The 14476-nt window shown below is 49.9% G+C and carries 13 protein-coding genes; 5 read left to right on the plus strand and 8 right to left on the minus strand.

The genetic code is table 11. The features are described 5' to 3' along the window. Window positions 1-21: 21 nt before the first annotated feature. The 7 genes from LCH85_02510 to LCH85_02540 form a co-directional block, all read right to left on the minus strand. Window positions 22-1629 carry a peptide ABC transporter substrate-binding protein gene (locus LCH85_02510; protein ID MCA0350845.1) on the minus strand — a complete coding sequence of 536 codons (1608 nt, stop codon included), beginning with the start codon at window positions 1627-1629 and terminating at the stop codon, window positions 22-24. 108 nt (window positions 1630-1737) lie between these two features. Further along, window positions 1738-2028 (minus strand): 4a-hydroxytetrahydrobiopterin dehydratase, encoded by a 291-nt coding sequence (locus tag LCH85_02515; protein ID MCA0350846.1) that lies wholly within the window; start codon window positions 2026-2028, stop codon window positions 1738-1740. Window positions 2029-2054: 26 nt separating this feature from the next. Further along, window positions 2055-3326 (minus strand): glycosyltransferase, encoded by a 1272-nt coding sequence (locus LCH85_02520; protein ID MCA0350847.1) that lies wholly within the window; start codon window positions 3324-3326, stop codon window positions 2055-2057. Between the two features lie 298 nt (window positions 3327-3624). Next, complete coding sequence (locus tag LCH85_02525) at window positions 3625-4269, minus strand: M15 family metallopeptidase (GenBank protein ID MCA0350848.1); 645 nt, start codon at window positions 4267-4269, stop codon at window positions 3625-3627. A gap of 414 nt (window positions 4270-4683) precedes the next feature. Next, window positions 4684-5829 carry a DNA polymerase III subunit beta gene (gene dnaN, locus LCH85_02530; GenBank protein MCA0350849.1) on the minus strand — a complete coding sequence of 382 codons (1146 nt, stop codon included), beginning with the start codon at window positions 5827-5829 and terminating at the stop codon, window positions 4684-4686. An 81-nt stretch (window positions 5830-5910) separates the two neighbouring features. Next, window positions 5911-6540 (minus strand): pyridoxamine 5'-phosphate oxidase family protein, encoded by a 630-nt coding sequence (locus LCH85_02535; GenBank protein ID MCA0350850.1) that lies wholly within the window; start codon window positions 6538-6540, stop codon window positions 5911-5913. Between the two features lie 14 nt (window positions 6541-6554). Further along, complete coding sequence (locus tag LCH85_02540) at window positions 6555-7730, minus strand: alpha/beta hydrolase (GenBank protein ID MCA0350851.1); 1176 nt, start codon at window positions 7728-7730, stop codon at window positions 6555-6557. Between the two features lie 258 nt (window positions 7731-7988). Here LCH85_02540 and LCH85_02545 point away from each other — a divergent pair, with 258 nt between their 5' ends. Together LCH85_02545 and LCH85_02550 are read left to right on the plus strand one after the other, a co-directional pair. Continuing rightward, a complete protein-coding gene (locus LCH85_02545) occupies window positions 7989-8792 on the plus strand; it encodes a DUF899 domain-containing protein (protein ID MCA0350852.1) in 804 nt (267 codons plus the stop codon). A gap of 46 nt (window positions 8793-8838) precedes the next feature. Further along, window positions 8839-9624 carry an alpha/beta hydrolase gene (locus LCH85_02550; GenBank protein ID MCA0350853.1) on the plus strand — a complete coding sequence of 262 codons (786 nt, stop codon included), beginning with the start codon at window positions 8839-8841 and terminating at the stop codon, window positions 9622-9624. Between the two features lie 45 nt (window positions 9625-9669). On the opposite strand, the gene LCH85_02555 is transcribed toward LCH85_02550, so the two are convergent. Continuing rightward, the gene (locus LCH85_02555) at window positions 9670-10335 is read right to left on the minus strand and encodes an HNH endonuclease (protein ID MCA0350854.1); all 666 of its coding nucleotides are present in this window, start codon (window positions 10333-10335) and stop codon (window positions 9670-9672) included. 125 nt (window positions 10336-10460) lie between these two features. Between LCH85_02555 and LCH85_02560 the strand changes: the two genes are divergently transcribed. The 3 genes from LCH85_02560 (at window position 10461) to LCH85_02570 (ending at window position 14475) form a co-directional block, all read left to right on the plus strand. Further along, window positions 10461-11384 (plus strand): GNAT family N-acetyltransferase, encoded by a 924-nt coding sequence (locus tag LCH85_02560; protein MCA0350855.1) that lies wholly within the window; start codon window positions 10461-10463, stop codon window positions 11382-11384. A gap of 135 nt (window positions 11385-11519) precedes the next feature. Next, on the plus strand, window positions 11520-14090 hold the full coding sequence (locus LCH85_02565) for a LuxR C-terminal-related transcriptional regulator (GenBank protein ID MCA0350856.1): 2571 nt from the start codon (window positions 11520-11522) through the stop codon (window positions 14088-14090). 121 nt (window positions 14091-14211) lie between these two features. Further along, window positions 14212-14475 (plus strand): hypothetical protein, encoded by a 264-nt coding sequence (locus tag LCH85_02570; protein ID MCA0350857.1) that lies wholly within the window; start codon window positions 14212-14214, stop codon window positions 14473-14475. The last annotated feature ends 1 nt before the right edge of the window (window position 14476 follow it).

Raw genomic sequence — 14476 nt, forward strand, 5'->3', positions numbered from 1 at the left:
ACGGGCATCAGCCCACAAGCGCTAGCGTTTGAGCGAAACTCCAGTTAAATCTAGCTCACCCAAAGCCGTAATAACGTAACCATCAACATACGATTTTACCAAGGAATAATCAACAGTATGCACCAAGGGAATGACCACAAAATCACTGAGCAATTGCTCCTCGGCTTGGCGATAGAGTGCCCCACGTTTTTCAGCATCGGATTCAGCTTTGGCTTGCTCAATCAGTTGATCAAACTTCGCGTTGCTGTAATTGGTGCGATTGTATTGGCCCTTGCTGCCAAACAACACCTCTAAAAAGTTTTGTGGATCAGGATAGTCGGCGATCCAACTAAGGTCATACAAATGGTAATTATCGCGTTCGAGGGCCGCCAGATAATCGCCAAATTGATCTTGACCACGAATTTCAATCGTTACCCCAAGCTCATCTTTAGCAATTTGGGCCAGCAAACCTACCCCGCTACCGCTGCTATAGCCAATAATTGGCGGAAACTTTTCAACGCTGCCATAGCTCGATTCGCTGATTAGTTGTTTGGCGCGGGCAATATCGGCGCGTGGCTCAGGCAAACGTTCTGGCTCGGCCCCAGGCATGCCAGGTGGCAAAATTCCACGGGCTGCTACCACCGAACCATTGTACGAAACATCGGCCAATTTAACCCGATCAATCAACAAATAAAAGGCTTCGCGCACCTTAGGATCGTCGAATGGTGGTTGATTCACATTCAAACCAATATAGCTTAATTGCAATTGTGGCGTGATGCGCAGCTCAGCGTGCAACGGATCAGCTTGATCATTAATCCGATCAAGATCATAGCTACCAATTCCCGTCACGTCGATTTCGCCCTGCTCATACAAGCCCAGTGGATTACTCCCTTCAGCCCCAATCAGATAGGTAATCCGATCCAATTTTGGGGCAGTGCCATAGTAATATGGGTTGGGCACAAGCTCCATGCGGCGGCGATGGTTCCACAGATCAAGCATAAACGGGCCAGAGCCATTGGGTTTTTCGAGCCAATCGCTATTACCCTCGACTGTGCGCCGATCGAGCACAAAGGCTGGCGGGTGAGTCAATTTGAGCAAAAAGAGCGAGCTTGGCTGGCGCAAGGTAATTGCAATCGTTTGATCATCAACCACGTTGACCCCGCTGAGCGAGTTGGCTTGCCCAGTCACTTTTTCAAGCACCCCAGCAACATCATCGAGGTAGGTTGGCGAAACAATTGAGCCAAGGCTAGGATCGGTTGCTCGTTCGAGGCTCCAACGCACATCTTCAGCAGTAATCGGCGTACCATCGGCAAAGCGGGCATTCGAGCGCAATTTAAAGGTGTACACCGTGCCATCAGCCGAAACATCAATCGTTTCAGCCAAATCAGGCACTGCTTCTAGATCATTGTTGAGCGTCACCAAACCGCTAAACATCAAGCGGGCAATAAAACCGCTGGTCGTATCACCAACCAACGCGGGGTCGATCGTCGCTGGGTCATCGCCAAGCGTCAAAATAAAATTACCGCCGCCACCAGCTTGGCTTTGGGCTACTGGAGTTGGCGCAGGCACTGAGGTAGCTTGGTTGCTCCCAAGATCACAGCCAACTAAAACCAATAGCAAGAGACCTAAAATCGATAAACGTTTATCCATAGCACTTCCTCGCTCAGATCCCGTCCACAAGCGACGGTTGAACTATTATAATCCACACGAATGGCACGAAGAACGCCCTTCGTGCCATCAGGAATTTTAGCAAATGGCTTATTGAGCGGCGGCAAAAATCCGATCAATCGTATCAGCCAAACCAAAATCTTTCTCGGTAATGCCTTTTTCATCATGGGTAGATAGCGCAATCGTCACTTTATTGTAGCGAATATCAATATCGGGGTGATGATTGACTTCCTCAGCAGCATCGGCAATCCGTCGTACAAACTCAATCGCAAATGGAAAAGTTGCTAAAACATAGGTTTTGCTAATTTGCCCATCAACGACCGTCCAACCTGAGCGTTGCTCTAATGCTTGCTGCAATGCTGCCTTGGCCAAAACTGGCATAGTCACTCCTTTGTAGACACTTGGCGCTACATGGCTCCAACCACATCGGCATATGGTTCGCCACACACAACATGATCATACAACTCACGAATATCGTGGGCAACTGCGGCCCAGCTATAGCGTTGGGCTGCTTGCACGCCGTTGCGGCCTAATTGTAAACGCAAAGGCTCATCATTCAAGAGCAAACTAATTTTTTCGGCTAAAGCTTCGGGATCTTCGCGTGGCACCAGCAAACCCGTTTCGCCGTCGCGCACGGTGTAGCGCAAACCACCAACGTTGGAAGCGATCACAGGCGTGCCACAGGCCATGGCTTCGAGCGCCACCATGCCAAACGATTCGTAGTGCGATGGCACAACCACCATATCGGCAGCACTATAGAACAAGGGCAATTTGCGCTGATCTTGCGAGCCTTGGAAGGTAACCAAATGCCCAATGCCCAATTCACCCTGCAAACGCCGCAAACGCCGCATTTCGCTGCTCCATTGATCGGGGGTTTCGCGCCGATCGCCGCCAATAATCGCCAAACAAATATCACCACGTAACGAGGGCTGTTGCTCAGCCAACAAGGCCATCGAACGCAGCAGCGTATCAATTCCCTTGAGTGGCTCAATCCGCCCGACAAACAGCAACATGCGATGGGGATGCGGCGGTACGCCTAATTCGTTACGGGCAATTTGATGGGCAATCGGGTGGAAATGCTCAACATCAACGCCACACGGCACAACCACAATCCGCTCACACTCAGCATCATAATGTTCGAGCATCTGAGCGCGATCAAGCGGAGTAGCCGCAACAACCCGATCAACTTCGTGCAGTAACATGCGTTCAATCACGATTCGTTGTTCAGTTTCAGCCTCATCGCCACGGGCAATTGTGTTTTTCATCGCTCCCAAGGTGTGAAACATATGAATAACTGGTGTGCCCCAAGCTTGGCGTAACTCCAGCGCGGCAACGCCAGAGAGCCAATAATGGCTATGAATCACATCGTAATGAATATCTTCGCCATCAGCAACACAGCGAATCCGATGCACAAACTCCGGTAAATAATCTAAAACCCAATTCTTGTCATAGGGTGCAGCCGGGCCGACGCGCACCGCAAACACCCGCACATTTGGCGCAAGATTGGTAATCAAGGGCGTATGCGGATCTTGCGAACGGGTATAAATATCGACCGCCACTCCCTGACGACCCAACTCACGGCTTAATTCACGAACATAGACATTCATGCCACCAGCTTCTTTACCACCCAAAGCAGCCAGAGGGCTCGAATGGACACTCAACATTGCAACGCGGCGCACAGCTACCTCCCGTGTGTGGTTTCTGATCATCAGCATACCACGAAACGCGCTACGCTTGCTAAGTAGGGGTCAGAGGTTAGGGATCAGGGGTCAGGAATTAGGCTTTAACGCAGAGCCGCAGAGGGGAAGTATGGCTATTGGCTATGGGCTTTTGGCATCGTGGTAATTCCACACAACGTTCCGCTAGCCTAGAGCCTTCAGCCTGTTCTTCGTAACCTTCGCGATCTTCGCGTTCTTCGTGGTTACAAGCTTCGTGCCCTTCGTGTCCTTCGTGGATCTTCGCGGTTCAGCAACTTGGCTATTCAGCTAGGGCAATGGGGGTGCTGGTTGGGATAGCAACAAGCTTGGCTGGAGCAGCACTGAGAATTGTACAGGGGTCATGCTCAGCATCGCAAATGCGTGGCAACTCTGGGGGAACCAGCAACGAATCAGTATCCAAATAGCCTTGATCGTATAGTGCTTTGGCTGAATCACGGCCTTGCCAGCGCCAATGCCATGGTTCGCTGGTGTAGCCCATTAATTCATAGGTAATCAACTCGCCATCGCGATATTTAATTGGGTACGATTGAACCCAACCATATTTGTAGGCATTGGCATTGAGCCAATCTTTCAACGGGTCAGGAATTCGAAAGCCAATTTCGGGCGCACCTTGGGGCAATAAATCGACAGTCAAGCCCGTTTGATGTTCGCTGGTGCCAGGTTTGGCGCTGTAGGTGGCGGCATAGGCAATTGCCTGTTTGCGGCTAATTGGCTTGCCAGCCTGCGCGGCACTGCTCAATTCGTATTGCACCCAACCCTCGAAGGTACTCGCTTGCTCAGCATACGAACGATAGGCCGAGCGAATTTCCAACACAAAGCCATCACGCCGCGCAGCATCAATTAATGCCTTGAGATCAGCTACTGCTTCGCGGCGCAAAAGTTGGCCCGAACGCGAGCCACGCACGCCAGCCAAACGCAAATCAAGCAATTCAGCCGCAGGATCAAGTGTTGGCAACAGTGGCACAGCGGTCGGGGTTGGGGTATTCGTCGGGCGCGGCGTTAAGGTTGGGGTTGGCGCAGGCGTGCGGGTTGGCTTGGGTGTAGAGGTAGCGCTTGGCGCAATTAACACTGGCTGCAAATGAACTTGGCGATCAGTAACCGCCGCCTGTGAAATTGCTCCACAGCCAACCAACAAGCCCAAACCACATAGTGCGACCAGTAATAACTTCACGCAAAGACCCCAATTTGTCAGGCAACGGCTGCGATTGTACCAAAATGGTGCGATTATGCAACTATCTGTAGTAGCAAATTTGACCAAGCCTAAAACAAAAAAGCAAGCAGTCTCAATCCTGCTTGCTTAATCGTGTGAAGTGCCAGCCTAGGGAATGCGCATCGGCATCACCAAGTGCAGATATTCGTCGCCGCCAATTGGCCGAAATACGCCTGGTGAGTTAGGAGTTTGAGTTTCCAAGGCTACTTGATCGGTGTCGATTGCGCCGAGTGCTTCTTGCAAATAGCGCACGTTCAAAGCCAATTTGCCATCATCGCCATCGATCAAAGCACTAATTGCCTCGACCGATTCACCAATTTCAGCAGCATTGGCGTTCAAGAGCAAACGCCCAGGTTCGCTGCCATCGCCACGCTCCATCGTCAAGGTCACGATGTTGCCAGCCGCCTGCGAGAACAGCGCAATCCGTTTGACGGCGCGGCTAAATTCAGCAGTTGAAATCACGCTACGGGTTGAGGTATTGCTGGCAGGTGGCACAAAACGCTCGTAATCGGGGAACTTGCCATCGATGACTCGCGAAACAAAATCAACCGTATCGCTATGAAAAATAACTTGCCCACCATTGGGCGTAATACTCATGGCAATTGGGGTTTCGCTATCGCCAAGGGTGCGGCCTAGTTCAGCCATCGCCTTGGAAGGAATCACCAATTCAGCATCGTGGGCAACTGGCTCAGGCAATTCGATCGTGCGGACTGCCAAACGATAGCCGTCAATCGCAGCAAACGTCGCTTGGGTGCCGCTCAAACGAATTAGCACACCTTGCAAAATTGGGTTAGGATTGGTATTTTCAGCCGCAGCCGCAACCACCACTTGACCAACAACTTTGCGCAACAGCTCAGGTGGAATATAGGCTAGCACTGGCTCATTGCCAAAAGTCAACATCGCTGGAAATTCATCAGCTTCAAGGCCTTTGATACTAGCTTTAGTACCGCGACAGGTCACAGTTAAGGTTTTCGTCCGTGGATCAACTTCTAATTCGACAGTATCGTTAGGCAAATTGCCAACTAAATCCGATAATAATTTGGCTGGAATCGTAATCGCCCCATCTTCATCAACTTTTGCGCCGACGAGTGCGGTAATTCCGATTTCGAGATTATTTCCAGCCAATTTCAGCCGACCACTTTCGGTTGCCAACAAAATATTTGCAAGTACAGGCAAGCTAGAGCGGCCTGCAACAGCATGGCCTGCCAAGGCTAAACCACGCTTTAGATTTTCTTGTAAACACGCTAGGCGCATAGAAAACTCGGTCTCCTTGCCGCGATGCGGCAACCATAACATCGCTAAAATGAACTAGCTCGTTATTATAGCATACTCGTTCTAAGGTGTGACCCATTGGGCAGTGTACGAACCATCGTCAGCCCAAGCAAATTGGGCACGATAGTTACCAGTAAATTGGAGTTGCAACCAATCTAAATTGCTAATTGTGCTTGAAATAACACAAAAATTGGCGCGACCCACTTCACTTTCGGCAAGGGTTGGCTGCCGATCAAGCAATTCTTGGTTAAGGCCATGATTTGGCTCAGTGCTAATTTGACCTGGCGCAATGCCACAGTAGCAGCGTCGCCCAAGTACCGCGCTATTCTGCCAAGCTGTATCAACCAATGTATCGTTGATATGCACTTCAGCCAAGCCACGCAGGCGCAATTGCAACCGCGCCGCCGGATGGTAGAGCAACCAACTGACCCGTGGATCACGTTGTAACACGGCAATTTTGGGCGAACGCAAATCGCTATGAAACCACAAACGCCGCGTCGCTGGATCAAAGCCACGTAAGACCACCACCCGCTGATCGCTGCCATGCTCGTCGTTCGTGCCCAAAACTGGCGTATGCATTGGATCATTGCGATCATGCACCGCATCAGCAATCAACTGCCAAGCATGCTGCAAAAGCAGTTCAAAGGTTACGGGCTGGCTAAAATCGAGCAGTTTATAGACAGTTTCACTCATAGGCTAGCTCCTGATTATCGCAACGCTTCGGCCAAAAATTGGGCCACATAAGGCTGCACTTGTTGGTTACTCACGCCATTTAAGTTGAAATCAAAGCCATGATTGGCTAAGGGTAATTCAATCATGGTAAATGGACGGTTAGCTTGCTCCAAGGCATCAGCCATCACATCAGCATCTAACGGGCGAATAAATTGATCACGCCCGCCGTGCAACAATAAGGTGGCTGGGGTATTTTGACCGACCCAGTTAGCCGGACGCGCTTGGCGATAGGCTTCAGCATGAGCTTCGGGCGGCCCACCAAGGTAATCATCCAACGCGCCAGGCGCTAATTCAGGCTTGATCACATTATAATAATCAAGCCGCGTCGGCGCGTAATAGCTGACCACCGCTCGCACGCTGGTGTCAGGCGCATCACAACTTGGAGCAATTGTGGCATCAGAATAGGCTGCAATCAGCACCAATTGTGCTCCGGCTGAACGCCCAACCAACCCCAAGCGCTGGGGATCGATCCCGAAGCGCTCGGCGTTGCGGCGCACATAGCCAATTGCACATTTAACATCGCTAACCGCTGCCGGAAACTGAGCTTGGGGCGCTAAACGATAGCTTACATCAAACACCACATAGCCTTGACCTGCTGCCCAACGATTCCAAGCGGGAATATCGCCTTTTGCGCCACCCCGCCACGAACCACCATGCACCACAATTAAAGCTGGAGCATTGATTGGGGTTGTCGGCGGCACATACACATCAACCAACAACGATTCACCAGCAACCTCAGCATAAACGGTATTTTGCTCACGCAGCAGACCTTGCGGCGCAGGATCACCCAAGGCAAATTGGCTAAGCCGAAATGTACCAGGCCCAGCTGCAACCACCCTCGGCTGATTCGAACGCACCCGCAGATCGGTCAGCAAACCACGAATTAACATCCCAGCAATCACAAAAAAGCTCAGCATCGCTCCAAAACCAACCAGTCGATTGAGCAAACGAGCCAAGCCTGTGGGCGGCGCAAAGCCAAACAACAACCCCAGACTAACCAATAAGACCAGTAAAAACCATGGTGCCCATTCTTGGGCGGCAATTCCTAGCTGGAAAAAAATAAAATTGGGAGCTGGCAAGACCAACATCGCGGCACTTGCCAAAGCCAGCAGCACAATCGGCAGAATAATGATGGTTAAGGCTAGACGCACACAGGCTCCTTTGCAGCCATGTTTGTAGCGGATCGGCGTTATTGTACCGCCTTTTGAGCCAGAATTATAGCAACGATCATGCCCAAATTCTGTCACAAATTCTCGGTTTATATTAATTTTCACTTCTTTTTTTGAAGTTAGTACTTGCATTTTCAAAGTGTATTTGCTAGAATTATCGCACAAATGTTTTATTTCAAGCAATCGCCACGGTTAATCTAGTTTGATCGCCGGATCGTTGCATTGCCCAAGGAGAGCATAATGACCAAGAGTGAACCACAGCCCATCGCCTTCGTAACGGACAGCACTTCAGCCATGCCCAATATTGTTGATCGGGCAAATTTCCAAGCGACCGTTGATCGCTTGCGAAGCCGCGAAAAGGCCCATACTCGCGAGGCTGATGCAATTGCCGCCGAGCGTCGCCGCCTGCCGATGGTTGAGCTTGATCCATTAACTCAGTTGGTTGGCAAGCACGGAACGGTTCCGCTAATTGAAGCTTTTGAAGGTCGCCAGCAACTGATGGTCGCCTATATGATGTGGCACGAGGGCAAAACCGCCGCTGAACAATGCCCGGGGTGCACAATGGTTATTAGCCATGCCAACCAATTAGGCTACCTGCATACCCGCGATGTGACGCTGGCCGTGTTGTGCCAAGGGCCATTCGAGCCAAGTAACCGCTACCGCGAATTTATGGGCTGGACCATGCCCTGGTATTCCGTTCCCGAAGCCTCGGTCGAAACCTTGATCGCTGGTCGCCATTTTGGCATGTGGGCTTGTTATTTGCGGAAAGGCAATCGCGTATTTGAAACGTATTGGACGACCGACCGTGGCTGTGAGTTGATGGGCAGCTCATTTGCCATGCTCGACATGACGGTGTATGGTCGCCAAGAAGTTTGGCAACAAGTACCAGCAGGTTGGCCACAACCATTTGACAACACCATGTGTCTGCCAAGCACACTCCAGAACGATAATCCTTTGGCGCATCGGCCAATTGCGCAATGGTCGCGGGTTGCCGAAGGTCATGCTGATCAACTCCAGCCCTCAACAAACGAAGCCGCAATCTAGCAACCACCTTATTTCATTCGCGATGTATTTAAGGAGCGCAAGGCACATGTTGGTAAAAAGTGGCTATGCCCCAATTCACGATCTTCAGCTCTACTATGAGATTCATGGCAGCGGTCAGCCGTTAGTTTTGTTGCACGGCGGATTGGGCGGAATTGGCATGTTTGCAGATTTACTACCAGCGCTGACTGAACAATATCAAGTGATTGGCGTTGAACTCCAAGGCCATGCTCGAACGAACGATATACCACGACCATTAAGTTATGCTGCTATGGCCGATGATGTAGCAGCAGTAATCCAATATCTTGGGTTTAGCCAGGTTGATGTAGCAGGTTTCTCGCTAGGTGGTGGGGTCGCACTCCAAACCGCAATTCGCCATCAGCAGTTGGTAGGCAAATTAATCGTCATCTCTGCGACATTCCGTGATACCGGCTGGTATCCGGAAGTACGCACAGCTATCGGACAGCTCGATGAGGCTGTGGCAGCAGCAATGGTCGAATCAATACCCTATAAATTTTATCAGGAATATGCGCCGAATCCGGCTAATTGGGCGCAACTCGTTTGCAAAACAGGGGCAATGGGCAAGCAATCTTTTGATTGGGGCAGCGATGTTGCTAAGCTTCAAAGCCCATGCTTAGTAGTCCAAGGTGACGCAGATAGTATCCCGCTCCGTCATGCGATTGAATTTTTTGAACTACTTGGCGGACCACAATCGCATAATCCAGAGCAACGCAGCAAGTCGCAGTTGGCAATTTTGCCAAATATCAACCACTTCAACATCATCGACCGCATCGATCTGCTAATGCCAGTTATCAATTCTTTTTTAGCTGGCTAGTATCATTGGGGAGTAGTTTGCCCAACACACTCCCCATTTCCAAGATTAACGATTGAGCAAAGCCCGTAATTCTTCGATAGTTAGTGGTTGCTCTTTACCACGATGCAGCATGGCGTGACAATTTGGGCAAACGGGACGGAGATCGTTAATCGGATCAACCTGATACCCTGCATTAATCGAGGCTAATGGCTTGATATGATGCACATGAATAAAGCCTTCACCAATTGGGCCATAACGCTCAACAAAATCAAGCTCACAAACCAAACAACGTGTGCCATAGTGGGCAATACAGCGTTGGCGAGCCTGGATACTCCGTTCATACCAATTGACCACAACCTGCGTCTTAATCCCTTCCCAAAGCCCAGTTTGCGAATCAAGCTCATCAGGGTGATATTCATTTAAGGTTGATTTAGGAGCATTACAGGTAGGACAATATTGAATCTCAGCGGCAGGGCGCTCACGATTACGCCATCTCACTAATTCATCAACCTCAAGCGCAGCAATTTTGATCTGGGTACGTTTGGTAAATGCACCCTCATCCATGCCTGGGCCACGCCCAATATGGGTACACTTTGAACGATGCACAACAACCAATGACACACCCAACGATCTCCCTACATTTAAAATAAAGCCTTGTGGATAGTCATCCATCCAATCAAAATACTCGCCATCACCTTTATCAAATACTTCACAATTTAGGGTTTTACTCATCGTCGATCACTCCCTAATACTGAACTTACGATCAGCCGCTTGAATGATGTGATACATGCAATCATAGCAGCATAATAGGCCTATACCAAGCCTAATCAGCATCAAACACTCTAAAGGAAGCTATTATGCATCTTATTCAGCGGGTTTTTCAGCCTGAGCACGACCAACCTGCAATGCTCGCCTTAGCCAGTGCCAACCCCGATCAACACATGCGAAGCATCGATCTGCCCTATCGCCTAAGTTCGTGGGCGCTCGATGACCCCGCCAATATTGCTATTTGGCAGACTGATACAGGCCAAATCGTCGGTTGGGCTGCCTTACAAGTGCCATTTTGGATGATCGATTTGGTTTGGCATCCAGATGCACCGCTTAGTTTATATCGCACAATGTTGGAGTGGGCCGATCAACGCGCACAGCAATTAATCGGCACAAATCATGCTCGACCAGCCTGGTTTGTTAGTGTTTTTGAGCAGCAACACGCATTACGCGAATTGCTAACAACCCAAGGTTTTGCCGATCAAAGTACTGTTGAACAAGATCCGTGGTCAAAATATTTATTTCGGCGTGGCAACCAAGCTCCAAGCCCTGTTTCGTTGCCCGCAGGTATTAGCATTCGGCCACTTGCAGGAATGGCTGAAATCGCTGCTTATACCAATTTGCATCGAGCGGTTTTTGAAAGCACCAGCATGACCGAAGACTGGCGAGCCAACACGCTCAAACAACCAAGCTATCGCGCTGAATTAGATTTAGTGGCGGTCGATCAAACTGGCGCGTTGGCTGGCTTTTGTATTGGCTGGTTCAATCAACACGGCTTTGCTGGCAAACCAAGTGGTCAGATCGAGCCGCTTGGAGTACGAGCGGATCTGCGGCAGCAGGGCGTTGCCCAAGCCTTACTTGCTGAAAACTTCCGGCGTATGCTAGCCCTCGGAGCCGAACAGATCTTCGTTGAGACCGATAATTATCGCGGAGCAGCCTTTAATTTATACGAAACTGTTGGTTTTGCAATTCATGCGCATGCCTTGGTGTATCGTAAAGATTATGCAGCCTAGCCTAGTTCATCAATGCTAATACTCTGTGGCTAGTTAGAGGATTGACGCGACAAAATGCCATTCTATAATTGAGCCATGCCAATACCAATTCTTGCAACTAAGCTACACATTCCGCAGCTTCGCCCAAATGGGGTGATGCGATCGCATTTAATTCAACGGTTAGAGGCCGCCAGCCATGCCAGCCTGAATTTGATTTCGGCTCCAGCTGGTTTTGGCAAAAGTAGCTTGCTCAGCGCTTGGCATGCCACAAGCCAACGCCCAATGGCTTGGTTGGCGCTCGACGAACGTGATAATGACCCAAGTCGCTTTTTTAGTTACGTTGTGCATGCCTTGCAAACGCTGATTCCAAGATTAAGTTCGGCAAGTTTAGGATTAATTCAAACCCAACCGCCAGCTATCGAACAAGCGCTGACCAACTTGATCAACGAATTAAGCGATGTTGGCAGCTCGGTTAGTTTGGTACTTGACGATTATCATGTGATCGAAAACCATGCGATCGATCAAGCCCTCAGCTTTTTACTGGAACACTTACCAGCTTCGTTACGCTTGATCATTGCTACTCGCGAAGATCCCAACTTGCCCTTGGCGCGGCTACGGGCACGCGGCCAATTGCACGAACTGCGCAGCGCTGATCTGCGATTTAGCCTCGACGAAGCCCAAGTTTTCCTTAACCAAGCGATGGGTTTAGCGCTAAGTCCTGCTGATGTAGCGGCCTTAGAAGCCCGAACCGAAGGCTGGATCGCTGGCTTACAATTGGCGGCGCTTTCAATGCAACAGCAAACTGATCGCAGTCGTTTTATCGCTTCGTTCAGTGGTAGCCATCATTTTGTGATGGATTATTTGCTGGAAGAAGTCTTGCAACAGCAAACTCCAGCAATCCAGCAATTTCTTTTGCAAACCTCAATTCTCAATCGGATGTCTGGCTCGTTGTGTGATGCGCTGATCAGCAATAGCACAAATTCAGGCCAGCAGATGCTCGAACAGCTTGAGCAGGCCAATATGTTTATTGTGCCGCTCGATCATGAGCGGCGTTGGTATCGCTATCACCATTTATTTAGCGAATTGTTGCGCCAGCGGCTCCAACGCAGTTTAGCCCAACAAGCGACTACCAGCCTTGAACAATTGCATATTCAGGCCAGCATTTGGTTCGAGGCAAATGAACTAGAGCTTGAGGCCTTCGAGCATGCCGCCGCCGCCAACGATACCGAACGAGCCGAACGCTTGATCGAAGGTAAACGGGTTCCGCTGCAATTTCAAGGGGCGCTCTTGCCAATTATGGCTTGGTTGCAAGGATTACCAACCAACGTGCTCAACCAACGGCCATCACTTTGGGTTACAGCAGCCTCAATTTGGTTGGCAACCGGCCAGGTTAATGGCATCGAGCAACGACTGCAAGCGGCGGAACAAGCCATCGATCAACATCCATTAACGCCTAAATTAAACGATTTAATTGGGCGAATTGCCGCAATTCGAGGCACGCTCGCACTTAGTCAAAACGATGCAAGCCAAATTATCGCTCAATCCAAACGTGCCTTGGAATATCTCGCTATCGATAATCTCTCGTTTCGCACTTCGACGGTTTGGAAATTGGGCTATGCCTATCAGTTGCAAGGCAAGCGCAGTGCTGCCAAGCAAGCCTATGAGCAAGCGATTAGCATCGGTCAACGCTCGGGCAATTTGGTCACGGTTGTGTTGGCATCAATCGGCTTGGGCAATCTCCAAGAAAGTGACAATCAACTCAAACTCGCGGCCATAACCTACCAACAGGTACTTGAGGCTAGTCGTCAGTTGGCCTTGCCTGCGGCTAACTGCGGAGCCGAGCTAGGTTTAGCCCGCATTTATTATCAATGGAATCAACTTGATCAGGCAGAGCAGCATTATCAACGAGCCTTGCAAGCAGCTCAATTATTGCAACACACTGATCGCGAAGTGGCTTGTTATGTGATTAAGGCGCGGTTGTTGATTGCCCAAAATCAGCTTGACCAAGCAAGTTTATTGTTAGAGCAAGCAAGCATTGCCGCTCAACAGCATCGCCATACCACCCAACCAGCCAAAATCGCCGCCGAGCAAGTACGAATTGCATTAATGCGTGGCCAAATGCAACAAGCTAGCCAAATAGCGCAAACGCATCAGATTCCAATCAGCCAAGCCCAAGTTTTTTTGGCGCAACAGCAACCAAGCGCAGCCTTGGCACTGTTACAACCAGCCCTCACAATCGCCCAAACCAATGGCTGGCATGATCAAAGTTTATGGATCAAAGTATTGCAAAGTTTAGCGTTGGCTGCGCTTGAAGATTACGCCCAAGCCCAACAAGTGCTCAAACCAAGCTTAATCAGTGCTGAACCTGAAGGTTTTGTGCGGGTGTTCCTCGATCAAGGGCGAGCAATCCAAAATCTGTTGAGCCATATCAATTTAACGACTTCCTTAAAAAATTATGTCAATCAAATCTTAACTCATTTTACAACCGAACGAATGCCCCAGCTTTATCCCACAACTCCAAGCTTGCCTGACATGCTTAGCCAACGTGAGCTAGAAATATTGAGCTTAATCGCACAAGGCCACTCCAATCAAGCAATCTGCCAACAATTGCATCTTGCTTTGGATACGGTTAAAGGCCACAATCGGCGGATTTTCGAGAAACTTCAGGTTCAGCGTCGTACCGAAGCGGTGGCGCGTGCCCGCGAATTAGGCTTACTCAGCCAATAAGCCTCACTTCAACCACAACAACACTTTGGTGTCTAACCAAGCTCACAGCAATTGAGTATGCTAGTTGGCAGTTGAGCCGCTGACATTTGTCGCGGTATGTGCCCAAAAAACTGAGACAGTTATGACCAATCAAAACCCACCAGCAAACGAGGCAATGCAATATCAAATTTGCCTGCGCGGCCAGCTTAACCTAGCTTGGGCTGGGTGGTTTGAGGGCATGCAAATCGCGCTCGATGCCAACGGCAATACCTTACTGATCGGCACAATCGTCGATCAAGCGGCACTCTATGGCCTGATCAAGAAAATTCGCGATTTGGGCATGCAATTAATTTCAATTATGCCAGTGCCGCAAACCACGCTCGAATCCGATTCAACTGAGCAATAAA

It is taken from the genome of Chloroflexota bacterium (assembly GCA_020161265.1).
Taxonomy (GTDB): Bacteria; Chloroflexota; Chloroflexia; order Chloroflexales; family Herpetosiphonaceae; genus Herpetosiphon.